Source organism: Neobacillus nitrireducens (assembly GCF_030915405.1).
Classification (GTDB): Bacteria; Bacillota; Bacilli; order Bacillales; family Cytobacillaceae; genus Neobacillus.
Window position 1 is genome coordinate 4,952,067 of the sequence record NZ_CP133262.1, and the last position, 25,778, is coordinate 4,977,844.

Annotated in this window: 29 protein-coding genes; 26 read left to right on the forward strand and 3 right to left on the reverse strand. The window is 40.0% G+C overall.

Going from position 1 to position 25,778, the window contains the following annotated elements:
- Nucleotides 1-9 precede the first annotated feature (9 nt).
- The 17 genes from cybH (at nucleotide 10) to RCG22_RS24360 (ending at nucleotide 14,768) form a co-directional block, all read left to right on the forward strand.
- Nucleotides 10-804, forward strand: coding sequence for a Ni/Fe-hydrogenase, b-type cytochrome subunit (gene cybH, locus RCG22_RS24280; protein WP_308105020.1), 795 nt, complete (start codon nucleotides 10-12; stop codon nucleotides 802-804).
- Nucleotides 797-1,282, forward strand: a complete 486-nt coding sequence (locus tag RCG22_RS24285; protein ID WP_098263440.1) for a HyaD/HybD family hydrogenase maturation endopeptidase — start codon at nucleotides 797-799, stop codon at nucleotides 1,280-1,282. Before cybH ends, RCG22_RS24285 begins: the two co-directional genes overlap by 8 nt.
- Entirely contained in the window at nucleotides 1,279-1,722 is a 444-nt protein-coding gene (locus RCG22_RS24290; RefSeq protein WP_098263441.1) for a hypothetical protein, read from the forward strand. The genes RCG22_RS24285 and RCG22_RS24290 overlap by 4 nt, the downstream gene beginning before the upstream one ends.
- Nucleotides 1,715-2,074, forward strand: coding sequence for a hydrogenase maturation nickel metallochaperone HypA/HybF (locus RCG22_RS24295; protein WP_308105021.1), 360 nt, complete (start codon nucleotides 1,715-1,717; stop codon nucleotides 2,072-2,074). The genes RCG22_RS24290 and RCG22_RS24295 overlap by 8 nt, the downstream gene beginning before the upstream one ends.
- Nucleotides 2,071-2,730 carry a hydrogenase nickel incorporation protein HypB gene (gene hypB, locus RCG22_RS24300; protein WP_166251625.1) on the forward strand — a complete coding sequence of 220 codons (660 nt, stop codon included), beginning with the start codon at nucleotides 2,071-2,073 and terminating at the stop codon, nucleotides 2,728-2,730. Before RCG22_RS24295 ends, hypB begins: the two co-directional genes overlap by 4 nt.
- The gene (hypF, locus tag RCG22_RS24305; protein WP_308105022.1) at nucleotides 2,715-5,024 is read left to right on the forward strand and encodes a carbamoyltransferase HypF; all 2,310 of its coding nucleotides are present in this window, start codon (nucleotides 2,715-2,717) and stop codon (nucleotides 5,022-5,024) included. The genes hypB and hypF overlap by 16 nt, the downstream gene beginning before the upstream one ends.
- Complete coding sequence (locus RCG22_RS24310) at nucleotides 4,997-5,233, forward strand: HypC/HybG/HupF family hydrogenase formation chaperone (protein ID WP_098263445.1); 237 nt, start codon at nucleotides 4,997-4,999, stop codon at nucleotides 5,231-5,233. The genes hypF and RCG22_RS24310 overlap by 28 nt, the downstream gene beginning before the upstream one ends.
- Nucleotides 5,205-6,317 carry a hydrogenase formation protein HypD gene (gene hypD, locus RCG22_RS24315; RefSeq protein WP_308105023.1) on the forward strand — a complete coding sequence of 371 codons (1,113 nt, stop codon included), beginning with the start codon at nucleotides 5,205-5,207 and terminating at the stop codon, nucleotides 6,315-6,317. The genes RCG22_RS24310 and hypD overlap by 29 nt, the downstream gene beginning before the upstream one ends.
- Complete coding sequence (gene hypE / locus RCG22_RS24320; protein WP_308105024.1) at nucleotides 6,317-7,318, forward strand: hydrogenase expression/formation protein HypE; 1,002 nt, start codon at nucleotides 6,317-6,319, stop codon at nucleotides 7,316-7,318. Before hypD ends, hypE begins: the two co-directional genes overlap by 1 nt.
- Before the next feature lie 124 nt (nucleotides 7,319-7,442).
- On the forward strand, nucleotides 7,443-7,694 hold the full coding sequence (locus tag RCG22_RS24325; RefSeq protein WP_308105025.1) for a DUF2535 family protein: 252 nt from the start codon (nucleotides 7,443-7,445) through the stop codon (nucleotides 7,692-7,694).
- A gap of 137 nt (nucleotides 7,695-7,831) precedes the next feature.
- Nucleotides 7,832-8,674: a DegV family protein gene (locus RCG22_RS24330; protein ID WP_308105026.1), complete on the forward strand. Its 843-nt coding sequence runs from the start codon at nucleotides 7,832-7,834 to the stop codon at nucleotides 8,672-8,674.
- A gap of 123 nt (nucleotides 8,675-8,797) precedes the next feature.
- On the forward strand, nucleotides 8,798-10,315 hold the full coding sequence (locus RCG22_RS24335) for a spore germination protein (RefSeq protein ID WP_308105027.1): 1,518 nt from the start codon (nucleotides 8,798-8,800) through the stop codon (nucleotides 10,313-10,315).
- Between the two features lie 11 nt (nucleotides 10,316-10,326).
- Nucleotides 10,327-11,448 (forward strand): GerAB/ArcD/ProY family transporter, encoded by a 1,122-nt coding sequence (locus RCG22_RS24340; protein WP_308105028.1) that lies wholly within the window; start codon nucleotides 10,327-10,329, stop codon nucleotides 11,446-11,448.
- Entirely contained in the window at nucleotides 11,432-12,598 is a 1,167-nt protein-coding gene (locus RCG22_RS24345; RefSeq protein WP_308105029.1) for a Ger(x)C family spore germination protein, read from the forward strand. Before RCG22_RS24340 ends, RCG22_RS24345 begins: the two co-directional genes overlap by 17 nt.
- 80 nt (nucleotides 12,599-12,678) lie before the next feature.
- Nucleotides 12,679-13,257, forward strand: a complete 579-nt coding sequence (locus RCG22_RS24350) for an SCO family protein (RefSeq protein ID WP_308105030.1) — start codon at nucleotides 12,679-12,681, stop codon at nucleotides 13,255-13,257.
- Between the two features lie 107 nt (nucleotides 13,258-13,364).
- Nucleotides 13,365-14,189, forward strand: a complete 825-nt coding sequence (locus RCG22_RS24355) for an SGNH/GDSL hydrolase family protein (protein WP_308105031.1) — start codon at nucleotides 13,365-13,367, stop codon at nucleotides 14,187-14,189.
- Nucleotides 14,190-14,768, forward strand: coding sequence for a YpmS family protein (locus RCG22_RS24360; RefSeq protein ID WP_308105032.1), 579 nt, complete (start codon nucleotides 14,190-14,192; stop codon nucleotides 14,766-14,768).
- A 26-nt stretch (nucleotides 14,769-14,794) separates the two neighbouring features.
- On the opposite strand, the gene RCG22_RS24365 is transcribed toward RCG22_RS24360, so the two are convergent.
- Nucleotides 14,795-15,547 (reverse strand): DUF4397 domain-containing protein, encoded by a 753-nt coding sequence (locus RCG22_RS24365; protein WP_308105033.1) that lies wholly within the window; start codon nucleotides 15,545-15,547, stop codon nucleotides 14,795-14,797.
- A gap of 207 nt (nucleotides 15,548-15,754) precedes the next feature.
- Here RCG22_RS24365 and msrA point away from each other — a divergent pair, with 207 nt between their 5' ends.
- Together msrA and msrB are read left to right on the forward strand one after the other, a co-directional pair.
- A complete protein-coding gene (gene msrA, locus RCG22_RS24370; RefSeq protein WP_308107241.1) occupies nucleotides 15,755-16,243 on the forward strand; it encodes a peptide-methionine (S)-S-oxide reductase MsrA in 489 nt (162 codons plus the stop codon).
- On the forward strand, nucleotides 16,236-16,676 hold the full coding sequence (msrB, locus tag RCG22_RS24375) for a peptide-methionine (R)-S-oxide reductase MsrB (protein ID WP_308105034.1): 441 nt from the start codon (nucleotides 16,236-16,238) through the stop codon (nucleotides 16,674-16,676). The genes msrA and msrB overlap by 8 nt, the downstream gene beginning before the upstream one ends.
- Before the next feature lie 20 nt (nucleotides 16,677-16,696).
- On the opposite strand, the gene RCG22_RS24380 is transcribed toward msrB, so the two are convergent.
- A complete protein-coding gene (locus RCG22_RS24380; protein WP_308107242.1) occupies nucleotides 16,697-17,287 on the reverse strand; it encodes a DUF502 domain-containing protein in 591 nt (196 codons plus the stop codon).
- Nucleotides 17,288-17,483: 196 nt separating this feature from the next.
- On the opposite strand from RCG22_RS24380, the gene RCG22_RS25480 reads away from it, so the two are divergent.
- On the forward strand, nucleotides 17,484-17,558 hold the full coding sequence (locus RCG22_RS25480) for a YjcZ family sporulation protein (RefSeq protein ID WP_374049488.1): 75 nt from the start codon (nucleotides 17,484-17,486) through the stop codon (nucleotides 17,556-17,558).
- 84 nt (nucleotides 17,559-17,642) lie between these two features.
- On the opposite strand, the gene RCG22_RS24390 is transcribed toward RCG22_RS25480, so the two are convergent.
- Nucleotides 17,643-19,004 (reverse strand): TrkH family potassium uptake protein, encoded by a 1,362-nt coding sequence (locus RCG22_RS24390; RefSeq protein ID WP_308105036.1) that lies wholly within the window; start codon nucleotides 19,002-19,004, stop codon nucleotides 17,643-17,645.
- 181 nt (nucleotides 19,005-19,185) lie between these two features.
- Between RCG22_RS24390 and RCG22_RS24395 the strand changes: the two genes are divergently transcribed.
- The 6 genes from RCG22_RS24395 to RCG22_RS24420 all read left to right on the forward strand — a co-directional run bounded on the left by RCG22_RS24395 (nucleotide 19,186) and on the right by RCG22_RS24420 (nucleotide 25,650).
- Nucleotides 19,186-20,532 (forward strand): aspartate aminotransferase family protein, encoded by a 1,347-nt coding sequence (locus RCG22_RS24395; RefSeq protein WP_308105037.1) that lies wholly within the window; start codon nucleotides 19,186-19,188, stop codon nucleotides 20,530-20,532.
- A 5-nt stretch (nucleotides 20,533-20,537) separates the two neighbouring features.
- Entirely contained in the window at nucleotides 20,538-21,230 is a 693-nt protein-coding gene (locus tag RCG22_RS24400; RefSeq protein ID WP_308105038.1) for a CoA transferase subunit A, read from the forward strand.
- Nucleotides 21,215-21,880 carry a 3-oxoacid CoA-transferase subunit B gene (locus RCG22_RS24405; protein ID WP_308105039.1) on the forward strand — a complete coding sequence of 222 codons (666 nt, stop codon included), beginning with the start codon at nucleotides 21,215-21,217 and terminating at the stop codon, nucleotides 21,878-21,880. The genes RCG22_RS24400 and RCG22_RS24405 overlap by 16 nt, the downstream gene beginning before the upstream one ends.
- Before the next feature lie 45 nt (nucleotides 21,881-21,925).
- Nucleotides 21,926-23,179 carry a peptidase gene (locus RCG22_RS24410; protein WP_308107243.1) on the forward strand — a complete coding sequence of 418 codons (1,254 nt, stop codon included), beginning with the start codon at nucleotides 21,926-21,928 and terminating at the stop codon, nucleotides 23,177-23,179.
- A gap of 150 nt (nucleotides 23,180-23,329) precedes the next feature.
- Nucleotides 23,330-24,184 (forward strand): putative beta-lysine N-acetyltransferase, encoded by an 855-nt coding sequence (gene ablB, locus RCG22_RS24415; RefSeq protein WP_308105040.1) that lies wholly within the window; start codon nucleotides 23,330-23,332, stop codon nucleotides 24,182-24,184.
- A 65-nt stretch (nucleotides 24,185-24,249) separates the two neighbouring features.
- Nucleotides 24,250-25,650, forward strand: coding sequence for a sigma-54 interaction domain-containing protein (locus RCG22_RS24420; RefSeq protein WP_308105041.1), 1,401 nt, complete (start codon nucleotides 24,250-24,252; stop codon nucleotides 25,648-25,650).
- Nucleotides 25,651-25,778 lie beyond the last annotated feature (128 nt).

Sequence of the window (25,778 nt, forward strand, 5' to 3'; positions counted from 1 at the left end):
GGGAGACATATGGCTGCGCCAAAATTACCGACTCAACCACCGGGTCCATTCCCTAATCTTCCGGGAATTAACAGCGAGAATTCTTTTCACACCGAGAGGCCGATTCAGTATAAACCAGTTAAAAATGAAGTAAGAATTTATGTTTGGGAGTTGCCTGTAAGGATTTTTCATTGGTTGAACATGTTCGCTATCATCCTGTTAATGGGGACAGGTGTGTATATTGGGAAACCATTTTCGGCTGCAATAATTCCAGAAGAAGCCTATTATTCCAATCTTATGGGCTGGATGAGATACATTCACTTTTTTGCCGCATTTCTTTTTACGATCAATCTCATCTTTCGTTTGTATTGGGTTTTTAAAGGAAACAAATTTGCGACCTCAAACCCATTAAGATGGCTTTTCTGGAAAGAAGTCTTTGAAACCGTCAAATTCTATTTATTTTTGAAAAACAAAAAACCTCATTATGTCGGCCATAACCCATTAGCACAGTTAAGTTATTGGATTTTTATCGGACTCGGCTCTTGGATTGTTATGTTGACAGGCTTCTATATGTATTTTGAGCCGCAACAAGAATCCTTCTGGGCAAAACTGTTTGTCTGGGTGCCATACCTGTTCGGGGGAGAAAGCTATACACTTCGCTCCTGGCATCATTTGGCTGCATGGGGTTTTATGCTATTCACACTTATTCATGTCTACATGGCTTTTCGTGATGATTATCTTGAACGGAATGGTTCTATCTCTTCCATGTTTTCAGGTTATAAAACAACAACGAGAAAATCTGTAGGTGAAAAAAACAATGAATAGACAAATAGACCAAAAGATTACCATTTTAGGAATTGGCAACACCCTCTTTTCAGATGAGGGTGTTGGCATTCACCTTTTGCCATTGTTGGAAGAGGCATTAAAAAACTATGATAATATCGAAATTATTGAAGGTTTGACTGATGGCATGAAATTATTGGGTCCTGTAGAGGATGCGGAAAACTTAATTATCATTGATGCCATCAATGCTGGGAAAGAACCGGGTACAATCATCACTTTAGTAGGCGACGAAATACCTGCCTATTTTGGGATTAAAATGTCTATTCATCAGCTTGGATTTCAAGAGGTTTTACTTGCTGCAAAGTTAAGAGAACGATATCCAAAACAAATTGTAATGTTCGGGATGCAGCCTACTTCCCTTCAAATGGGGATAGAGTTAACCGAAACAAATCAGAACAAACTTGGGGAGCTTGCCGAAACAGTCATCAATCAAGTAAAACGTTGGAGAGATGCATCATGAGACGGGGCGATTTTCTAAGGGAAATGGCCGGCAGTTTATTTCAAACGGTTAAGTCTGTCTATGAACCTTTTTTAAGTGAGGATTTGGAGAAGGTCGAAGTGGCAGCAGACCGTGCCCTTGGCATTACTTGGTTTCCTTTAGTGAAAGACAATGACGGGGCATCCGAACTAGAAATGAAATTTATCGGTGGAAAACCAGTTATAGTAACACGAAATGGTACGAACATGCAGGCAATGGACGGGGTGTGTCCTGTATGTTCGAATATTATTATTGTTACAACACTATATTCAACGGGGAAATGTTTGAATTGTCAAAAAGAATACAATTTTAAAACACATACAGGTGATTTACAGCTTGAATCTTACCCGATAAAAATTAAAGATGATACATGTTTAATCGGTTTTCAGAAGCACAGGAAACAGGGTGAAAAGCATGCATGAAATGGCGTTAATGGGAGATATCCTCCAGCTAGTCCATGAAGACGCAGCCGAAAAAGGATTGAACAAAATTGAAAAAGTAGAATTAATCGTTGGGGAAATCGCGAATGCCATGCCTGATGCGCTTCGCATGGCGTTTGCAATTTTTCGTGAGCAAAATCCGCATCTGTTCACAAACCAAGCGGAATTAGTCATTCATTTGGAAGCAGCAGAAGCAGAATGTATTCTATGTGGTGAAAAATACAGACCAGATCAAAAAATCGCCCTATGTCCAAATTGTAACGTCCCATCCGGGAAAGTGTTAACAGGAGAAACATTTCAAGTTTTGTCATACGAAGGGAGTCTTGAAAAATGAAGGTAACATTAAGAACTGATGTATTAACCAATAACAACAAGGCCGCTGATTTCAATCGGGAGCTCTTTGAAAGTACGAATACTTTGGTCGTTAATATAATGAGTTCTCCTGGTGCAGGCAAGACAACTTTGCTGGAAGAAACAGTTAGGGCATTAGCAAGAAAATATCGTATTGCTGTTATCGAGGGCGATTTGGCGACGGAAAGAGATGCAGACAGGATTCGGGCAATGGGGGCAAGGGCCGTACAAATAAATACCCATGGCGGCTGCCACCTTGATGCCAGAATGATTGCTGCTACTCTAGGAGAATTGGATCTAGATGAAATCGATTTATTGTTTATTGAAAATGTCGGCAATCTTGTCTGTCCATCGGGCTATGACCTAGGTCAGCATCATAAAGTGGCTGTTCTCAGTGTTCCAGAAGGAAATGATAAAATCCCTAAATATCCGCAAATGTTCATGCGGACGGAACTCGTCCTATTAAATAAAATCGATTTACTACCATACCTTGATTTTAGTGTGGAAGAAGCACGGAAGGACTTATCGGAAATCAATCCAGAATCCATGCTAATCCCGCTTTCCGCAAGAACACAGGAAGGGTTGCATGAGTGGTTCTCTTGGATTGAAGGGGCCTATGCAAAATGCGTACGGCAGTAAAGGTTGCTGTTCAGGGCAGGGTGCAAGGCGTTGGCTTCCGGCCGTTTGTCTTTCAACTAGCTGATAAATATCATCTCAACGGTACCGTGCAGAATAATATGGATGGTGTCAAAATTCATATTGAAGGAGAGTCTGCGGCTATTCAGTTATTTCTAGCAGACTTGAAAAACAAGGCACCGAGATTATCAAAAATCAATGAAATAGTTGTTAATGGAACCCAACCGGAGAACGCAGAAGACTTTACGATTATTGCAAGTGAGCGGAGCGGGACATCCATGCTTGTTATCCCCATCGACTCGGGGGTTTGTGAGGATTGTTTAAATGAAATGAATGATCCTAAGGATTTTCGCTATCAATACCCGTTTATCAATTGTACTCAGTGTGGTCCGCGCTACACGATTATCGAGGAATTACCATACGACCGGCCCTACACATCAATGAAGGAATTTCCGATGTGTGAGGATTGCCGGAAGGAATATGAGGATCCAACGAACAGGCGCCACCATGCTCAGCCAATCGCCTGCCCGAAATGTGGACCAAAACTACGATTGTTAGGGAATCATGGAGAAGAGATAGATACTGAGAATCCGCTAGTCGATACAATCAAGCTTATAAAAGAAGGATCCATTATCGCCATTAAGGGGCTAGGCGGCTACCACTTGTGCTGCGATGCTCGAAATGAGCGGGCTGTAGTCGAATTGAGGAGACGAAAAAAACGGCCGTTGCGGCCGCTTGCAATCATGGCTGCTTCGATTTCAGCGGTGGAGCAGCTTGCGGAAGTAGATAATGCAGAGTCTGAACTGTTGCGGAGTCCTGAAGCACCGATAGTCGTGCTGAAAAAGAGCTGCAAGTATGAGTTGGCACCAAGTGTGGCACCTAATATGGGGACAATTGGTGTCATGCTTCCTTATACACCGCATCATCATTTACTATTGGCTGACCCGGAGTTATCGTGCCTTGTGATGACTAGTGCGAATCCTTCCGGCTTGCCAATTGTATTCAAAGACGATGAGGCCATTCTCTACCTAGAGGGCATTGCTGATTATTTTTTGATTAATAACCGCGAGATTCTTCATCCAGTTGATGATTCGGTGGTTCAAATAAATGATGGGAAAGTTGATTTCTTCAGAAGGTCAAGGGGCTATGTCCCCGACCCGTTTACAACAACTAGTGATGTGACAGGAATAGTTGCCTTTGGTGGTCAGCAAAAAACAACGTTTACGATTGGACGAAATGAGCAAATTTTTGTCGGCCCCCATATTGGTGATTTGGAGAATATCGAAACGATTGGCCATTATCAGCATGAATTCGAACACCTATTGAGATGGATTGATACACCGAAGAAGATAGCAGTGATTGATGCCCATCCGGGCTATCAAGTTCACAAACTAGCCAATGAATATAAGTTTACGGATGTCATCGAGGTTCAACATCACCATGCCCATATGGCTGCATGCATCGCTGAACATCAACTTCCTGGTCAGGCATTTGGGATCATTTTAGATGGAACGGGGTATGGGCTTGACGGAAAAATCTGGGGATTTGAAATCCTCTATGGAGATGCTGTTGGGTTTGAACGCCTGGCCCATTTACACTATACTCCCCTTCCAGGAAGTGAAAAATGTATTCGTGAGCCTTGGCGAAATGCAGCTGCCATGCTGATTTCACTTCATGGTAGTAAAGGGGTAGAGCTTGCAAAAGCAGTTTTTACAGATAAAACCTCAGAGATTAATATTCTAGAAAAGATGATTGAAAGAAATATAAATACTGTTTACGCCGGGACATGCGGCCGACTGTTTGATGCGGTGAGTGCAATCTGTGGTGTGACAAAAATGTCCAGCTATGACGGGGAAGCGGCCATTCAGTTAGCTGAACTTGCTAATGAACAGATAATCTATCAACCATATCCCTTTGACTTAGAGGATAGCAATGTTTTAATAATTGTTTTTTCCAAAATGATAAAAGAAATATGCATGGATGTTCTTGCCGGTATCGACATCCGAACAATCAGCGGGCGCTTCCATGAAACCGTTGTGCAGGCAATTGTTGGCGTAATGGTGAGATTAGAAAAGAAAAACCTTGCGGTAAACAGTAATGTGGTTTTATCTGGTGGCAGCCTTCACAACAGGTATTTACGGAAGAGAATCCGGGCGGAATTATCGCAAAGAAATTTTCATGTCTATGTACCTGAAAAAGTCCCCTGTAATGATGGGGGATTATCATACGGCCAATTAGTTGTAGCCGCAGCAAAAAGGAGTGCTAACCAATGTGTGTTGGAGTACCAGCAAAAGTAGTCAAAAAAATGGAATACAGTGCAGTCGTTGATGTGATGGGTTCACAAACCACGGTAGGGATCATTTTTGTTCCTGAGGTCGAGCTTGGTGATTACGTGATTGTTCATGCCGGTCAGGCGATGAGTATTGTCGATGAAACCTATGCAAAACAAAGTGTGGAAGAATGGAGGAAGCTGGTCCATGCTCGAAATTCTGAAACAGTCCAATAACCCCGAAATTTGTAAACCACTAGTGGCGGCCGTGATTGAAAAAGCAAGAGAATTTCAAGGGAAATTTGGCCGGAGGCCGGCACTCATGGAGGTGTGCGGCTCACATACGATGTCGCTAGCACGCACCGGCGTGAAGCAATGCTTAAAGGACGATGTCCATTTGATTTCGGGACCGGGCTGCCCTGTCTGCGTGACCGACCAACGTTCGATTGACGCCATGATTGCTCTTGCTGAAGAAGAAAACCGGATTATCTGTACGTTTGGCGATATGATGAAGGTTCCAGGATCGAACAAAACCTTACTGGATTCTAAGATTGCCGGGAAAGATATCCGTGTCTTGTACGCACCGGTTGATGCGGTAAAGGTTGCCGAGGAGAATCCCGATAAGGAAGTAATCTTTCTTGGGATTGGTTTTGAAACAACGATTCCAATCTTGACACTGATGGTTGGGGAAGCGGAAAAACGCGGAATTCACAACTTTTCGATTTGGATGACGACCAAACTAGTGGAACCTGTACTTCGTTATTTATTAGATGCCGGTGAAGTGAATTTGGACGGCTTCTTACTTCCCGGACATGTATCGATTGTTTTAGGGGAGGATTCTTATCAGTATTTAGTCAATGAATATCATATTTCCGGTGTGATTACAGGCTTTGAAACAGCGGAATTACTAATGGGCATATATAAATCAATTGAGTTAGCACTAACAGGGCAGGCTGCAATTGTTAATAACCATCCTGCGATTGTCAGTAAAACCGGGAATCAAGTGATTCGCCAATGGATGGATAGATATTTAACCAAATGTGATGAGGCTTGGCGCGGCATTGGTGTGATTCCAAAGAGTGGACTAGACCTTAAACCGGAATTCGATCAGTATAATGCGAAAAAACGGTTTACCGTGGAAGTCGGGGAGCCAAGAAAAACGAAGTGCCGCTGTGGTGAGGTCATCCGTGGTTTGATTTCTCCGGATGAATGTCCGCTGTTTGGAAAAGCCTGTCACCCAATGAATCCTGTGGGACCTTGTATGGTATCGGCAGAAGGCAGCTGTGCAGCCTATTATCAATACATGAGGGAGAGTTTCTAATGGAGAAATTTATCAGCTTGGCACATGGTGATGGCGGGGAACTAAGCCACCGCTTAATCAAGGATGTGTTTATAGAAGCATTTGGAGACGGAGATTCCGCCTTGTTTGATGCGGCCTCTGTCGATATTCCTGTTGGTCGGATTGCTGTTACTACGGATTCCTTTGTAATTAAACCGATTTTTTTTCCAGGTGGATCGATTGGTAAATTAGCTGTCGCAGGCACCATCAATGACCTTGCAGTAAGCGGCGCCAAACCTTTGTATTTAACTTGCGGTTTTGTCATCGAAGAAGGCTTTCCTATCTCAGATTTACGAAAGATTGTCTACGATATGGCGAACGAAGCAAAGAAAACCGGTGTTTCCATCGTCGCCGGTGACACAAAAGTAGTCGAACGAGGCAGTGCCGATGGAGTCTATATTAACACAACCGGAATTGGCATCTATGAACCGAACAAGGGTTGCAGCCTTGCGTTTGAAGAAGGGGACACTATCTTGGTGTCAGGCACCATTGGGGATCATGGGATTGCGGTTCTTGCAGCCAGAGGTGAGTTAGGCATTACCGTTCCGATTAATAGTGATTGTGCTTCTCTGAATCGAATGCTTGCTGAAGTGTTGGATCATACAACAGGTGTCCGAATTATGCGTGACCCGACACGAGGCGGGTTAGCGACGACACTTGTTGAAATCGCTGAGGACTTTCAAGTTACAATGAAAATTAACGAACTCGACCTGCCTGTTAGGGAAGAGGTACATGGGGTTTGTGATCTATTAGGATTTGACCCACTGTATTTAGCTAACGAGGGTAAAGCAATCATTATCGTGGCCAATCAGGAAAAGGAAAAGGTGTTAGATATATTGCGTGAATACCCTGAAGGCAAGGATGCTGTGGTAATCGGTTCAGTTATTGGAAAAGAAAAAGGCCAGTTGCTGTTAGAAACACCTCTTGGTTCAAAACGGTTATTAACTAGATTATCAGGAACGATGTTTCCAAGAATATGTTAATAAATGCCGCCATTCTATTAAGAATGGCGGTTAAATGCTTTAGTAATCTAAGCAAAATTGGACACTTTTCGATGTCAAAAAGGTGTATAATATATTAAAACGGGTGAAAAAGAGGATTGATATTTTGTTATTCAAAAGCCTAGAGTTCAAAAATGTTGTTGGACAGAAGGTTAAAGTCGTAGAAATTCCTGTATTGTTGGAAGATAACACTTATAAATTTTTGATCCAATTCCGTTTACAGAAGTATGTTACGTCTCTTTACAACGAAAAAAACTTGAAAAAAAGCTACTCCTTTAAAGAGTACTTGAAAAAGGTCATGAAATGGCCGGATTATGAACAATTGTTTTTAGTTGGAGAATTAAAGAATAACGCTTAATTTAATTCGAGCATCGTTGGGGGAGGTCCCTAGTGATGCTTTTTATTATTATAAAAATTAAAAGTGATGGATGTTATTCCCTTCAATAGTAGTTAACTGTATAATACTAAGCAGTACTGGTAGGGAAGTGATTTGTTATGAGCAAAATTAAAATTGTAACCGATTCAACAATGGACATGCCGATAGAAATGGCTGAAAAGCTTGGGATTGTAGTTGTGCCGTTGTCCGTAATGATAAATGGAGAAACCTATTTAGATAGAGTAGAAATTCAGCCTGCAGAATTCATTGAAACAATGAAAAACTTAGAAGAATTGCCAAAAAGCTCCCAACCTTCTACAGGGACCTTCCTTGAAATTTATGACCGGCTTGGGGAAGAAGGCTATGAGGTTTTATCCATTCATATGACAGGAAAAATGAGCGGGACGGTCCGTTCTGCTGAGAGTGCTGCCCAAATGACGAATACGAAAGTGACTGTTATTGACTCGCTGTTTATCTCGTTGGCACTCCAGTTCCAGGTTAGGGAAGCAGTTAAAATGGCGAAACAGGGTAAAAGTATGGAGGAAATCATCTCCCGCCTTGAAAAGGTACGGGAACATACTAAGCTCTATATTATGATAGATACGCTGGAGAACATGGTGAAGGGTGGACGGATTGGTAAGGGAAAGGCCTTTATTGGCTCGTTATTAAATATCAAACCGATTGCTTCACTTGAAGGGGCAGAATACAATCCCGTCACCAAGGTCCGCAGTCATTCACAAGTGGTTAAATTTTTGGCCAAGCAATTTGCGGAAGATGTTAAAGGGAAAACCATCTTAGGAGCCGGCATTGTTCATGCGGAAGCATACGAACTATCCGCAAAACTAAAAGCGGCAATTACTGACTTAACCGGGTATAAAGATATTTCGATTGACTATACGGGGCCAACGATTAGCACACATACAGGGCCTGGTACAATCGCCTTAATGTATTATTTTGAATAGAAAGAAGGGTGTCAGACACCATGTGAATTTTTCACATGGTGCCTGACACCCTTTTGTTATCTCTTGGTTAAAATTAGTTTTATTGGTAATGATAAAAAAAATTAAACAATTAAGGTGTTGCCAATGTTCAAGTGGAAGTCTGAAAATAAACAGTCAAAGGATAAGAAGCCGCATAGTTTAAATGTGGATGATCTTAAATCAGAATTACAAGCAGAGATAGGTGATTGTTCAGACCTGAATTTTCGAACCTTAAAAAAGAATGGGAAGAAGATCGTTTTTTGCTTTTTAAGCAGTCTGATTGATAAAACAAGCTTTGATGAATTTTTATTGTTACCCGTTCAGCAAAATACACAAGATGAATGGACTACGGAGAGTCTTGCGCAAATTTTGCCAATTGCTGAAATTTCTGCAGCCAATCAATTAAAAGAAGTTGTTTCTTCCTTAATAGAAGGAAAAGCATACATTTATATCGATGGTGAACCGTACGGAATTCTTGCTAATGTTGGTTCAACCGTGGAGAGATCGCTTGAAAAGGCAGAAACCGAGTCGCTTGTGTATGGTCCAAAGATCTCTTTTACAGAATCATTGATAGGCAATTTAAATATTATTAGAAGTAATTTAAAAGATCCACAACTGTGTATGGAAGATATCACCATAGGAAAAAGAGTTAAAACACCAGGGAAGCTTGTTTATGTTAAAGATATCGCGGATGAAGATAATGTAAATACGTTTCGGCAACGAATAACGGAGCTAGAGTATGATTATATCCCGGATACAACGGTACTTGGTCAGTTAATAGAAGATAATAGTTGGACGATTTTCCCGCAGATTATGTCAACGGAACTACCTGATCGAGTCACTCTTTCTTTAATGCGAGGGCGGGTTGCGGTGATGATGGATCGCTCTCCTTCTGCAATTTATGGCCCCACACCATTCTTAAGTTTTTTTGAATCAACAGAAGATGTCTATATGCGATGGAATATGGGTTTATTCTTAAGGATGCTTCGAATTATTTCAATTTTTCTATCAGTTCTTTTGACACCGGCCTATGTGGCTGTATTGACCTACCATTATGAAGTCATTCCATCTGCACTGCTCATGTCGCTTGGTCAATCTAGGGCAAATGTTCCGTTCCCGCCGATGCTCGAAGCTCTTCTCTTAGAATTTGTGATCGAGCTCTTAAGAGAAGCAGGCGCGCGACTGCCAACCAAAGTGGGTCAAACAATGGGTATTGTTGGTGGTATTGTCATAGGTCAGGCGGCAGTTCAAGCGGGATTTACCAGTAATATCTTAATTATCATTATCGCGTTAAGTGCCCTCGGTTCATTTACATCACCTAGTTATTTAATGGGTACCGCCGTTCGGATGATTCGTTTTCCAATTATCATTTTAGCAGGTATATGGGGGGGGATTGGAATTATGTTATCTTTCTGTTTTGTCCTCATTCACCTTTTACGATTAACTACAATTGGGAGGCCCTACCTTATGCCGGTTTATCCCTTTAGGTGGAAGGACTTAGGTTACAGTATCTTTAAATTTCCTGCTCAATATTTGTCTTTTAGGCCAGTAACGAACCGGCCGGTTGATAAAAACCTTTTTCCAAAACAAAAGGGTGTTGAAAAAAAGGATGTAGATGAATAGGAGCGGTCAAGATGAAAGTGGATTTGCATCCAAAGGAAGGATTAATGGTAAATGCATTCCTGGTCCTGTTTTTTATACATGCTTCCCAAACAGGCGTAGGAGTTGTTGGATTACCAAGGATTGTATTCCTAGCGGCAAAACATGATGCATGGATATCTGTTTTTCTCGGAGGAATCTTATCAGGCATTGTCTTAGTGATGATGGTTATCATGCTAAAAAAATATGATAGTGCTGATTTATATGGAATCCAAGTTGATGTTTTTGGAAAATGGCTCGGAAATGCGATGAACATTTTTTATATGATCTATATGATCTTAAGTTTTTTTGTCATCCTTATGAATTATATTGAAATCGTCCAAGTATGGATATTTCCCGACTTACCAACATGGCAAATCTCTCTTGCACTTATCCTCTTAACCATTTATGCCGTAAATGGTGGCATTCGGATCATTGTCGGGGTGGCTTTTATTTCAGTAATAGGGACGATTTGGTTGATTTTTGTTCTAATCGTACCCATGCAGTATTCTGACCCTAAAAATCTGTTTCCAATATTAAATACAGATTTGAAGCACATTATTAATGGTGTCTATAAAACATCCCTTTCCCTAATGGGCTTTGAACTACTAATGTTCTTATATCCCTATGTGAAAGATAAAAAAAAGGTTTTTATCTACTCACAGATGGGGAATTTACTGACTACCATTATTTTCACAGCGATTACTATGGTCTGTATAACTTTTTTTGCTGAGAATGGACTGGCACGGACCATTTGGCCTGTTTTATCGATGTTTAAAATCGTTCGATTACCCAACTTAGAACGGTTTGAATTTATTGCCGTTTCATTTTGGATGTTAATCATCTTACCAAATATGTGCTGTTATTTATGGGCAGCATCGAAGGGGTTTAGTCGAATTATCAACTGGAAGCAAAAGAAGGGGATTTGGATCATTGGCATCCTGGTTTGGACGGGATCATTTTTTATTAAAGCAAGGTATCAAATGAATGAACTAACTGATTTTGTAGCACATCTTGGCTTTTTAACTGCATTCTGTTATCCTATCCTCCTTTCTATTCTTGTCATTGCGAAAAAATGGTACCAAGGGAGGAAGAAAAAGAGTGCAGAGGTTTCGTAGCAATTTCATCCTTTTGTCAATTTTTTTGATGTCATTTGTCATCATCGCGGGTTGTGTTCAGCAAAAGCCACTTGAAAAATTAGGTCTAATTACAACAACTGGATTAGATATGGAAGGGAAAAATAAACTAAAAGGAACAATAGTTGTTCAAAAGTTTGATCCAATGACCACCCAATCGTCGACGAAAGTAATTACTTCTGTGGCAAAAACAAGCAAAGGATTAAGGCAACAAGAAAATCTTCAATCTAATCAGAGACTTGTGTCAGGTCAGCTTCGATCAGTTATCTACAGTAGAGAGCTAGCAGAAAAAGGAATCATCCAGCTTGTAGACACATTAAATAGAGATGCAGCGATTGGAAATATGGTTTATTTAACAGTTGCCGATGGATCCGCTTCTGAGATCCTGCAAATTGAAAAAGCTAAAAATGAAAATGTAAATCTTGGGACCTATATGTATAACTTAATTAAGCAAAATGTAGAGGGCGAACAAATCCTCTCCCCGACTTTACATGAGTTTAACCATAATTACTATGATATAGGGAAAGACCCTGTTCTCCCCATTTTGAAAGTTCAAGATCAGGATGTGGTAATTACTGGGGTTGGTCTTTTTAGTGATGACCGATTGGTTGATGAATTAGAGAAAAAAGATTTTTTTTATTTAAAGATTTTAATCGATAAATATAAAGCTGGTTCACAGGAAATAGGATTTAAAACCGAAGAATTAAAAAAACTCATCGTGAAAGATGCAAATTACACGAAGAAACCAATCTATAGTAAAATATTTATCACCATTGATAACATCCGGAGTAAAACAAAAATTAAATTGGTGGATAAAAAAAATCTCCGTTATAAAGTGGAAGTTAATTTGGATTCAAGATTATTAGAAATGACCGAAGCCTTAGATTTAGGTAAACCCTCTTCTGTTAAGTTGCTTCAAGTAAGAATGAATAATCTAATGGAAAAGAGGATTAAAAAATTACTGCAACGTTTTAAGAAATTAGGAATTGACCCCATCGGATTTGGGAATGAATACGAGGCTCATTTAAGAGGAAGAGTGATTTCGAAGGAGGAGTGGGACAAGCAATACAAGAGGGTTATCTTTGATGTTCATGTAAATAATACAATTGAACGAACGGGTGTCATCGATTAACAAGCCATTTCCTTTCATCTTTTTCAAATCTTTGTTAAACTATTCTCGGGTTGAATAGTGAAAAGGTAGCAGGTGATGGTATGAAAGCTCGGTTTTTAGTAGTGGTCTTAGTTCTTACAACACTTATCTTGTCGGCGTGTGGACAAAAGGAAATAGAAAATGCCGTAGACTGGCCAATTAAAGACTTTACAGCTACAAATCAAGACAATAAGTCCTTTGGATTAAAGGATTTAAAGGGTAAGATGTGGATTTCTGACTTTATTTTTACAAGCTGTGCAGATGTTTGTCCGCCGATGACTTCTAATTTAACGAAATTACAGAAGATGATTAAGGATGAAGGCCTGAAGAATGTTGAATTGGTTTCCTTCAGTGTCGACCCAGGCGTCGATACTCCAGAAGTTTTAACCCATTACGCAGAGCAATTCGGGGTTGATTTTAAAAATTGGACCTTTGTGACTGGTTATTCCCAGGAGTTTATTGAAAACTTTGCATTGAAAAATTACAAAGCTCTAGTTAAAAAGCCGCAAGAGGGTAATCAAGTGATTCACGGGACCTCTCTATATTTAGTAGACCAAGAAGGTCATATTAAAAAGTCCTATAATGGGTACAAGGATGTTCCCTTTGAGGAAATAATTCAAGATATGAAAACATTACAATAGACCTATGAACAGGTCTATTTTTTTTGCAGGAATAGGATATCGTACAGATTGTTTTGAATGATTCAAGCCGTGTTATAATAATAATTTAGAAGGCAGGTGAATTTAATATGAAAAAGCTTTTCCCCCTTCTACTTCTCTCGGTATTATTCCTATGTTCATGTAATCAAGACGATCAATGGGCGTTCCATCCTGAAAAGAAAACAGCAGCACAGGCATTTGCACAGGTTCCCGCTGACTTCATCCCCCGCAAATTAACAGTTTTATCAGCAGGAGATTCACTTACCCAAGGGATAGGTGATAGTACAAACCAAGGTGGGTATTTGCCATATTTAGAAACCATGCTTGAAAAAGAAAAAGGTATAAAAGAAGTGGATTTCTATAATTATGGCGTAAAAGGTAATCGGACAACTCAACTTTTAAAACGATTGAAAACACCGGAAATGAAAGCTGTGATACAAACGGCGGATATAGTTATTCTTACGATAGGTGGAAACGACATTATGAAAGTAGTCAAGGACAATATCGAAAACCTTCAACTTTCCACGTTTACCACTGAAAAAGAATCTTACCAGAATCATTTAACGCAAATTATCGAGGCTATCATACAGGGAAATCCCCAAACAAAGGTTGTATTAGTGGGGTTATATAATCCTTTTTCTAAATGGTTTTCAGAAATAAAAGAGTTGGATGAGATTGTTGCGGATTGGAATAAGACAGGTCGAGCGGTAATTGCAAATTACCCCAATGCCTATTTTGTGCCGATAGAAGATTTGTTTTTAAATACGAACGAAAATTTATTATTCACAGATAATTTCCATCCGAATGACAAAGGCTATGAGATGATTGCAGAAAGATTGAACAAAACCTTGAAACAACAAGTATTGCCTGATTTGAACAAAACGCCCTACATGGTCAATTCAGAGGAGAATTAGATGAAAAATAAATGGAAAATAGGTTTCCTGCTATTGTTTGGCATTAACCTTTTGTTCGCAATAGTTATGTTATCACTGGTCATGCTCCCTTCAAAGGGTCCGCAAACGAGTAAATTAAATGTGCCTATGGGTGAACATGTTTCCTTCCATGTTAAATCAAATAAGAATGATTTAAATAAACTCATCAATCATTATTTAAAAGAAGAGGCCGCTGACTCACCGATTGATTATCAAATTATTCTAGGGAGAGAGGTTGAACTTTATGGTACCTTACCGTTCTTCAGCGAGGAATTAAATATGAAGTTAACTTTCGAGCCGAAGGCACTTGAAAATGGTGATTTGGTTTTACAACAGAAATCAATGACGATCGGCAGTTTACACCTTCCGATTTCATACGTTCTAAATTTTATTAGTGAAAATTATAAGATTCCTAAGGGAGTCGATATAAGACCCAAAGATAAACTTATCTATGTCAATATGAAGCAATTGAAATTAAAAAGTGATATCAAAATAAAGGCAGACAAATTTGATTTGAAGAAGGATGACATTAGGTTTACGATCCTAGTTCCAGTGAAATAGGTGCCTCGTTTTTAGAGGCACCTTTATTAATCTCTAATTTGGATGAATTGGAGTTCTGGTTCATTACTTGTCATGCCTAAAATGACAATGGTATAGCTTTCATTTGGCAAAAATTGAACCCTCGGCATCGCCAGTAATACGGTCTTCGTGTCAGCCTCTCTAGCTTCCAAATTTACTGTCATCGGTGTTAACCCCAAATATTCGGTTGCCTGCTTGTAGGAAACCTTTGGAAAAACGACATCACGATCTTTGACTGCAATATCAAATGGAGGGGTATCAGGTGATAAATGAATAAAGCGCAACTTCGATTCGTTAACTGGTACCCTTGGTTGATTCTCAAATACTAACAGGCGCATTTTCTTAACAGAGTCGATTGCTGTGAGTGTATAGGACTTTCCAGATTCAATGGTAATCTTCTTATTTAGGACACTGTCCACCATGTTTCCCGTGGGGTAAATGTCTATATGATGTTTTCCTGCTGTTAAAGGCAAAACAGCACTTACATTTTTAAAGGGTAAGTCCTTTATCGTGCGTTTCCCGTCAATATAGACATCAATGTTCGGGGAATCCGGGGAGGTGTGAAGGAAACGGACCTTCGCTTCTAATTGTACTGGTTGGGGGGGAGTTCTCATGAAGTATAGCGCTTTATTCATGTATTTTATATGTTTTAAATAATACTGCATGTGTAAGTTTGGAGATGAGTATTTATAAAATTGAGCTAACATTTCATACATCGCCGCTTTTTGAAGATAATCGGAATGTGTTCTTTTCTCGGACATTTTATCAACTCCTATCAAATGGATTACATAATAATTTATTCAAGCTTAAATAGGTAGGTGTCTAACTTCTAATGAACTAATTTGGAAATTTTATTTTTGCAAGAAGTTTCTGTATACTCATAGTCAGAGTAAATAACTTAAAAAAGGGGTGGGAACTTGGAAAAAACAAATCATGCTGCAACCTTTGCCGGCGGCTGTTTTTGGTGTATGGTAAAACCATTTGATGAACAGCCCGGCATTAAAAGTGTGATTTCCGGCTACACGGGGGGGATGGTAGAAAACCCGACCTATCAACAAGTATGTACAGATACCACCGGCCACTTTGAAGCAGTGCAAATCACCTATGATCCAGAGATATTCCCTTATGAAAAACTTTTGGAGCTATTTTGGCATCAAATTGACCCAACCGACCCAGGGGGACAATTTCATGATCGGGGACAGTCGTATCAAACGGCTATATTCTACCACGATGATACACAAAAAAAGCTTGCTGAACAGTCAAAACAAGCATTACAGAAAAGCGGTCGTTTTACTAGACCGATTGTGACACCAATCTTGCCCGCACAGACCTTCTATCCGGCAGAAGACTATCATCAGCATTACTATAAGAAAAATCGGAGCCATTATGAATCCTATCATGTAGGATCGGGTCGAGCGGGCTTTATTCAAAGTCATTGGGGGGAGAATAATGAATAATAAGAATGTTGAACAGCTGAAAAAGGATTTAACACCGATACAGTATGAAGTCACACAAAACAGTGGAACAGAACCTCCGTTTCGAAATGAATATTGGAATGAAACAAGAGAGGGGATTTATGTGGATTTAGTCTCTGGGAAGCCGTTGTTTAGCTCTTTAGATAAGTTCGACGCCGGCTGCGGCTGGCCGAGCTTTACGAAACCGATTCAAGCGGAAGAAGTGATTGAAAAAGCTGATTTCAGTCATTTTATGACTCGGACAGAGGTAAGAAGTAAATCAGCCGATTCCCATTTAGGTCATGTCTTTCCTGACGGACCGGACCCAACTGGCTTGCGTTATTGTATCAACTCTGCTGCCTTACGGTTTATCCCAAAAGATGAACTTGAAAAGGAAGGCTACGGGGAATTCACAAGGTTATTCGAGTCAAAATAAAAAAGCCGCTTTGGGCTTTTTTATTTTGCCTTTTGTTTGGAGCTTGAAGTCATCCCTCCGGAGAGGATAAATTTCATCGCTTCCTCAGGTTTAACGTCGATAATTTCTACTTGTTCTTTTGGGATCAAGAAGGTAAATCCGGCTACTTGGAATGTTTGCGGGATATAGACCGCCATATGGTCTTTTAAAGGAGAATAAAAGTCCTCTAATTGTTCCGAAGTAATAAACCCCATACTGCGCATCTCAGTTCCTGGAATTACCACTAATGCAACCTTGGAAAAAGATTTTTTCTCGCCAAGAAAGGATTGAACCGTATCTTTAATAACGGAATAGATCGTTTTGACAACGGGAATCTTATCTAGAAGAATATCAATCAATCTGATGATTTTTCCCGAGATATATTTCGTAGATAACCAGCCTAAAACAGTAATCAAAAGGATGGTTGTTAGTAAGCCAATCCCGGGAATGTAGTCATCCTTTAAATATGGCTTAAGTGTGTTACCGAGTAACCCGTCCAAGAATAGAAAAGTTTTGTAAATCACATAAATCATGAGAATGATCGGGACGATTGTTAAAATACCGTTAATAAAGTTTTTCAAAATAGATTTCATCGTTTCACCTACAATTTTTATCATTGTATTTCATAATATAGGCGAATGCACATACGGGTCAAGTACCTACTTCATAAAGTAACAGTGTTAAGAAACAATTTCGTGAGGAGTGAAGCGTATGTATTACGGACATGGTGGTTGTGGTTACCCTGTAGGAGGTTGCGGTTACCCTGCATATCCAGTAGGAGGTTGCGGAATCGGCGGTGGATTTGCGTTAATTGTCGTCCTATTTATCTTATTGATCATTATCGGGGCGAGCTGGTGCTATTAAATTGATGAAATAGAGGCTGACTCAATTGAGTCAGCCATTTCTTTTTATTCTAGTATAACCCGCAAATTTTTGCGGGTTATTTATTTACCCAATCGTTACCTTCTCTTTCGGATAGTTATACTTTTCCTTGCTGCCTTTGCCTCTTAAAATCAGTAAACAGGTTACAATACCCACTCTCCCAATAAACATCAGGATAATGATGAGAATTTGTCCAAAGGTGGTAAGTCTTGGGGTTAAGCCGAGCGACAATCCATTGGTACCAAAAGCTGAAGAAACTTCGAAAATAACCTCAAGGACTGTGCCATGTTCGGTTATTGATAAAATTAAAATGGAAAATAAACATAAAAATGTGCCAGTCATGATGACAATAAATGATTTCAGTACATCCTCACTTAGCAGTTCACGTCTAAAGATTTTGATCGAGCTTTTTCCCTGTGCATAAAATATGATGGCTAGAATAACGATGGCAAACGTGGTAGTTCGTATCCCTCCACTCGCACTGCTCGGTGAGCCGCCAATGAACATTAATATCGACAGGAACAGTTGGTTGCTCGGTGTAAAATCATTGATATCCATGGTTGCCAATCCCGCACTTTTAGTGGTGACGGAATTAAATAAAGAGTAAAAAAACGATTCATGCCAATTTTTATCAGAAAAAAAGTTTTGGCTGTCAAAAATGTAAATCAATAAAGCACCGACAAGGGTAAGAAGGACAAACGTTATCGTGGTTAACTTCGTATATAGGGTAAAATGAAACTTCTTCCTTTTATTCAGGTTTAATAAGAATTCCAAAACCTCAACCATCACTGGAAATCCAATGGCACCAACAATCATCAACAAAATTATCACTGTTTGGACAAAATAGTCCGCACTGTATGGACTGAGTGATGCATCTGTAAGATCGAATCCTGCATTGGTCGTGGCGCTGATGGATGCAAAAAATCCATGTTTAAAAGCAGAAAATGGACCTTCGAAATAGTTTAAAAAGCGAATTCCTAAGATAATTCCGCCCACAAATTCAAACGAAATAAAAATAATGAGAATTCGTTTTGCCAACTGAACCAATCCAGCTAAGTTTGATTGATTTTGATCAATCATAATCAATTGTCTTTCTTTTAACCCTACTTTTTTCCCGAGCATAATCCACAGGAATGTACTTAAGGACATAACCCCTAACCCGCCCAATTGCAGAATTAAGCATAAGAGAAATATACCGAAGTTGCTAAAGGTATCCTTAATTGAAATGACACTTAAACCAGTTACGCTTATCGCGCTGGCCGAGGTAAACAAAGCATCGATAAAGCTTAGTGAAACATTCTCGCGGTGGGCCATAGGTATTTTTAATAAAAGCGTAGACATGACTAAAGCAGATAAATAAAAAATAACAATTAATTGGATCGTTGAAAGCTCTTTTGTTTTTAACTTTATTTTGTTGATCGCGCTCATCAGGTTCATTCCTTCTGTATTCTACAGGTAATTTTATATGAAACATCAGGAAATGTAAAAGACTGCATTAACGTAACGGATTTGGTTTCCGCTTTTTCTTATAAATAACATGAAAGAAACAAATAAACCATTCATACAATTTCTATAAGGCCTGCCTAATTTAATAAGGAAGTGATTCCCAATGGATCATTCTTTTCTAATAAAACCAATGCTCGATGACATCTACCCTGTCATTGATTATGGCAAAGGAATTTATTTGTTTGATATGGATGGAAAAAAGTATTTAGATGGGGCTTCCGGTGCCGTAACTGCCAATATTGGTCATGGTGTAACTGAGATCATTGAAGCAATGTATGAACAAGCCAAAAAGGTTTCATTTGTGTATCGCTCACAATTTACGAGTGATGCCGCGGAAAGTTTAGCTAAAAAAATGGCTACTATGCTACCCGGAGATCTCAATTGGTGTTTTTTCGTTAACAGTGGTTCTGAAGCAACGGAAACAGCCATGAAAATGGCGATTCAATATTGGCAGGAAAAGGGTGTTCAAACCAAAACCAAGGTGTTATCAAGATGGGTAAGCTACCATGGAATTACCCTTGGAGCGCTTTCGATGTCAGGTCATACGGGCAGGAGAGCAAGATTTGTACCACTTTTAGAGGATTTCCCGGTCATTAACCCCCCGTATTGCTACCGTTGCCCGTATAACCTCAAGGAAGCTAACTGTGGCTATTTATGTGCCCATGAGTTAGAAACAGCGATTAAGCGGATTGGAGCGGAGCAAATCGCTGCTTTTATCGCTGAACCAGTCATTGGCGCTGCTGGCGGAGCAATTGCCCCTCCAAAAGATTACTACAAGGTTATTAAGAAAATATGTGAGGAAAATGACATCCTTTTTATTGCTGACGAAGTCATGACTGGCTGTGGCCGGACGGGCACAATGCTTGCTTGTGAACAGTGGGGAATCAGTCCTGATATTGTTGCCTTAGGAAAAGGAATGGGTGCAGGTTATGCGCCGATTGCAGCTGCAATTGCAACGGAAAAAGTCATCGAGCCGATCTTGGCAGGAACGAAGGTGGTTATGAGCGGACATACCTTGAGTGCCAATCCCCAAGCCTGTGCAACGGCCTTAGCCGTTCTCGAGTATGTTGAACAAAACAATATTATTCAAGAGGTAGAAGGGAAAGGCGCCTATTTACGAACACAGCTTGAAAAATTAAAATCTCTCTTTACGTTTATTGGTGATGTCCGCGGCAAGGGGCTGTTACTTGGAATAGAATTTGTTCAAGATGCTGTTTCAAAAACCCCATTTCCTAGAAAGGCGCTGATTACCCAAAGAATTGTAGCACTTGCGAAGGAAAAAGGGCTGCTTGTGTACCCGGCTGGTGCCGGGATTGATGGAATAAACGGCGACTCAATTATTATTTCTCCTCCACTAACTATCAATAAAAAAGAAATAGAGGAACTAGTTCATTTCCTAAAAGAGACATTTAATGATTTTTCAAATCAACTGAATCAAGGGAAGGGGTGAGGTAAATGGAAAATCCATTCGGCAAAATTACCACCTTAGCAGCGGTTATGGAATTCTTTCATGACGGGATGACATTGATGTTTGGCGGTTTTGGCGGGGTCGGTTCACCGCCGGCATTAATTGATGGCATTCTTGAAAAAGGAGTACGTGATCTCACTTTAATTGGAAACGACACAGGATTCCCGCATATTGGCATTGGGAAATTAGTGAGTCAGCAAAGGGCAGTGAAAGTGATTGCTTCACATATCGGCTCCAACCCTTTCGCAGGGCAGTTCATGCATGAGGGAAAACTGGAGGTTGAGTTTTCTCCGCAGGGTATATTAGCTGAAAGAATCCGTGCGGGCGGTGTCGGACTGCCAGCCATTTTGTCAGATATCGGCATGGACAATGAACTGGTGGTGAAAGATAAATCCTATTATTCTCTAGCAGATAAGAAGTATCTTGTTGAAACCGCATTAACGGCTGAAGTTTCGATAGTGTATGCGAAAAAAGCCGATGCGTATGGGAATTTAATTTATGACAAAAGTGCCCGTAATACAAATCCGCTGGTTGCGATGGCAGGGGATATCACAATTGCGGAAGTTGAGGAAATTGTTCCGCTTGGCAGTCTAGCCCCCGATTCAATTATTACGCAAGGAGTGTTCGTGGATTATATCATTCCATCTAAGGGGGTGAACTGGAAATGGGCATGGCAGTAGACACTCGGAATCAAATGGCTAAAAGGGCGGCAGAGGAAATTCAAACGGGAATGGTTGTCAACCTGGGGATTGGAATTCCCTCGCTCGTTCCCAATCATTTGCCAGCAGAGACGATGGTAATGTTTCATGCGGAGAACGGCATTACTGGCATGGGACCAAGCCCAAGTATAGGAGAAGAAGATGAAAATTTATGTAATGCCGGAGGATTTCCAGTTACCCTGAACAAGGGTGGATCTTACTGTGATAGTGCGATTTCGTTTGGAATGATTCGCCGGGGCAGAGTGGATATTACGATTTTAGGGTCACTGCAGGTAAGCAAAAATGGGGATCTTGCTAACTGGATCGTCCCCGGAAAAAAGGTTCCGGGTATGGGCGGAGCGATGGAACTCGCACAAAAAGCTAAAAAAGTCATTGTTGTCATGAATCATTGCGATAAACAAGGGAAGCCCAAAATTGTCAAATCATGTACATTACCATTAACTTCAGCAGCCTGTGTCGATATAATTATCACCGATTTAGCTGTTTTCACGGTTAACGAAGAAGGGTTACTATTAACCGAATTGTTTGCCCCTTATAGTTTAGAAAATGTTGTTAGCAAAACTGGGTGTGAATTCAAAATAAGGGAAACTGTTCGGATGATTCCGTACTAAGCTGAATCATTTTTAAAAGGAGTGAATCGTTTGGACACTTATGAAATGCGCATAAAACGATGGATAAAGGAGAATCGAGCGCGGGGGGCAAGATTGTTACAAATACTTGTCCGGGAAAATAGTACACGGGGAAACGAAAGCAGTACACAAGCAATAATTATTGAAAAATGTCGGCAGTTAGGCCTAACTCTCGATATTTGGGAAATCGGTGGTGACGAATTAAAATCCCATCATGCCTATTGTTGTGATCGTCAAAGCTTCGGCGGGAATCCTAACCTTGTAGCCATTTTAAAGGGTACAGGAGGAGGCAAATCGATGATTTTAAATGGTCATATCGATGTGGTCCCAGTTGGGGATGAATTAAGCTGGAAACATGACCCATTTAGTGGGACCATAGAATGCGGCAAGCTTTATGGAAGAGGAGCCACCGATATGAAGGGTGGGAACGCAGCGCTTCTAATGGCGATTGAGTCATTAATAGCCAATGGTATTCAACTGAAAGGGGATGTGATTTTTCAAAGTGTGATAGAAGAAGAAAGCGGCGGGGCTGGCACCCTTGCAGCCGTCCTAAGAGGTTACCATGCAGATGGGGCCATTATTCCAGAACCAACCAATCTGAAAATATTCCCAAAGCAGCAGGGCTCAATGTGGTTCAGAATTATAGTAAAAGGCAAGGCGGCACACGGTGGAACAAGGTACAAAGGTGTAAGCGCCATTGAAAAAGCCCTAATAGTCATTCAAAATTTACAACAATTAGAGAAAAATAGAAATGCCAGAATTACAGATCCTCTCTTTGACAAAATCCCCATCCCTATACCAATTAATATTGGAAAGCTTACGAGCGGCGAATGGCCTTCTTCGGTGCCTGACACCGCCATTATTGAAGGGAGAATGGGAGTTTCTCCGGACGAAACGATTCAATCAGCACAGCTGGAGATGGAAAAGTGTTTAAGTGAAATGGGTGAACAGGATGTTTGGCTTAAAGAAAATCCGCTTAAACTAGAATGGTTTGGCGGCAAATGGCTGCCAGGCAGTCTTGAAAATGACCATCCTTTAATGAATGAATTAACGAAGAGTTTTATAGAAGTAAAGAGTGATCGTCCCATCATTGAGGCGAGCCCTTGGGGAACAGATGGCGGTATCCTTTCTGCGATTGGTAATACACCCGTTGTTATTTTCGGACCCGGGATTACCGAAACCGCACATGATGCCAATGAGCATATAGTTCTTGAAGACATGTTTAATGCAAGTGAAATCATTGCACTAACCTTATTAAAATGGTGTGAGGTAGTAGAATAAATATTGGAATTTTTCGATTAATTATCAAAAGATTGTTATAATTATATTATAAGGTGTTAGGTTGGTGTAATGGAAATGTCTGGCTAATCTAGGCCAGACATTTTTATAGTAGAATGCTAGCAATTATCCATTTTCGTTGGGGTGAATTGAATGAACCAAACCGCATCCATAATTGTTGAAGAAGAAAGCAACTATTTTCTCGAAATATATCTTGATCCATTTAATAAACGTATTCGTATAGATGATTATCGTGGGAATACAAAATTGCTTATGGAGCGAGCTGAAGAGTTCGCGGCAAAACATAAGGCTGAAAAGTTAATTATTAAGGTGCGTAGTGAAAATTTTCTTGATTTCTTAGAAAGGGGCTTTCAGCCGGAAGCAGTAGTCGACCGCTATTTTCTGGGTTCAGATGCTCACTTTTTTTCAAAGTATTACACGGCAGAACGTAAGCAAAATGATCATTGGGTGACCGAAGACGGAATGATTCATAGTATCTACCAATTAGATACGTTGGTTCAGAAGGCTTATCCACCCAAGGAATATGAATTAAAAAAGGTTGACGAAAATTGTGCTGTGGAACTTGGGGCACTGTACCGACAAGTGTTTCAAATTTATCCAACCCCTTTGCATGATCCAGAGTATATAAAAAAAACAATCAAGGATGGGACCGTTTATTACGCTTTTTTCCATCAAGGAAAAATTGTTAGTGCTGCTTCAGCCGAAGTTCATTCTTTATATAAAAATGCAGAATTAACGGATTGTGCGACATTAACGGAACATCGGAAATATGGGTTAATGAAAATAATTCTTCAGGAACTTGAAGTTGAGTTGAAAAGCAAGGGCATCTTTTGTGCCTATTCCATTGCCAGGTCGTTATCCTTTGGGATGAATGCTGTCTTATTTCAACTAGGCTATTCGTATCGGGGCAGACTGATGAACAATTGCTACATTTATGACAAGCTTGAAAATATGAATATGTGGGTAAAGAATCTGGCAAACTGCTAAAATTTCGGCTTACCGTGCCAGTTTTTCGGCACCTTGAAAGATGTCAATGAAGGGTAGGTGAAGAAATGGTTCAGTTAACCGCTTTAACGCAAGAAGTTCTGACAGCTATTCTAAAAGGCATTGATGAAGGAATACATGTAGTTAACACGGCAGGAAAAACAATTTTTTATAATGAAGTAGCAGCAAAGCACGATGGGATGGATGTGAAGGAAGTGCAGGGAAAGTATTTAATTGACGCATTTCCCTCCCTAACAGAAAACTCAAGTACCTTGCTGAAAGTAATCAAAACAGGAAAGCCCATTTACAATCAAACACAGGTTTATATGAATTTGCATGGGACAAGAATTGATACAATAAATACAACCCTGCCAATCTTTCTAGGGGAAGAAATCATTGGTGCTGTTGAAATTGCCAAAGATTACTCCCGAATGAAACTGCTGGCAGAACGACTATTAGACCTACAAAAGGGTTTGAATAAAAGCAGTAAAAAGAAGGCATTGAAGCAAGTTAACTATACGTTAAATGATTTGCTTACGAGGAGTAATGCCTTTCAAAGCATGAAAGACGAAGCTAAGAAGCTGGCAAAATCGGATTCCCCTATTCTCGTATACGGCGAGTCTGGGACAGGGAAAGAACTATTTGTTCAGGGAGTTCATCATGAATCCCACCGCTCATCTGAACCTTTTATTGCACAAAATTGTGCTGCCATCCCTGAAACACTGTTAGAAAGTATCCTGTTTGGCACGGCCAAAGGCAGCTATACAGGGGCAGTGGACCGCAAAGGATTATTTGAATTGGCAGATGGAGGAACACTATTCCTTGATGAATTACATACAATGCCAATTGAATTACAAGCGAAGCTGTTGCGTGTATTGGAGGATGGAATGGTTAGGAGGGTCGGAAGTTCACAGAGTATTTCTGTGAATGTGCGCATCATTGCGGCAATGAATGTCATGCCAAACAAGGCTCTTCAAGAGCAAACGCTTCGTGCAGACCTTTACTATCGTTTAAATGTTTTTACCTTTTCACTCATCCCCTTAAGAGACCGAAAAGAAGATATTCTTTTTTTAACAGATCATTTTATGAAGGATTTTAATCAAAAACTGTTTAAAAATATTAGCAGATATGAGAAGAAGCTTGAGCTTTTTCTTATCAATTATCAATGGCCGGGTAATGTAAGGGAACTTAAACATACGATTGAATATATGATGAATGTTAGTGAAAGAGAGCAACTGCTGTATGAAGATTTACCAAGTATTTTACGACGTCTTCCAGTTACATCACCAGCCATAAGTAATAGTGATCCAATAAAGAGTTTATCGTTAAGAAAAAATATCGAAGATTTAGAGAAAAAGCTTATTAGCAATGCCCTTGATTTATCGGAAGGGAACATTAATCAAGCAGCGAAGCTCTTAGAGATTCCTAGGCAAACACTTCAATATAAAATAAAAAAAATAGTGGACTAAGCAGCCGAGATTTCGGCGCTTTTTTTTTGAAAGAAGATTAAAAAAACAAAAGTTTCAGCAAAAAGTAGCTTCTAAGCCTTTTGATGACATTGGCACACATCTTGCATATTATTTTAGTGAAGCAAGAT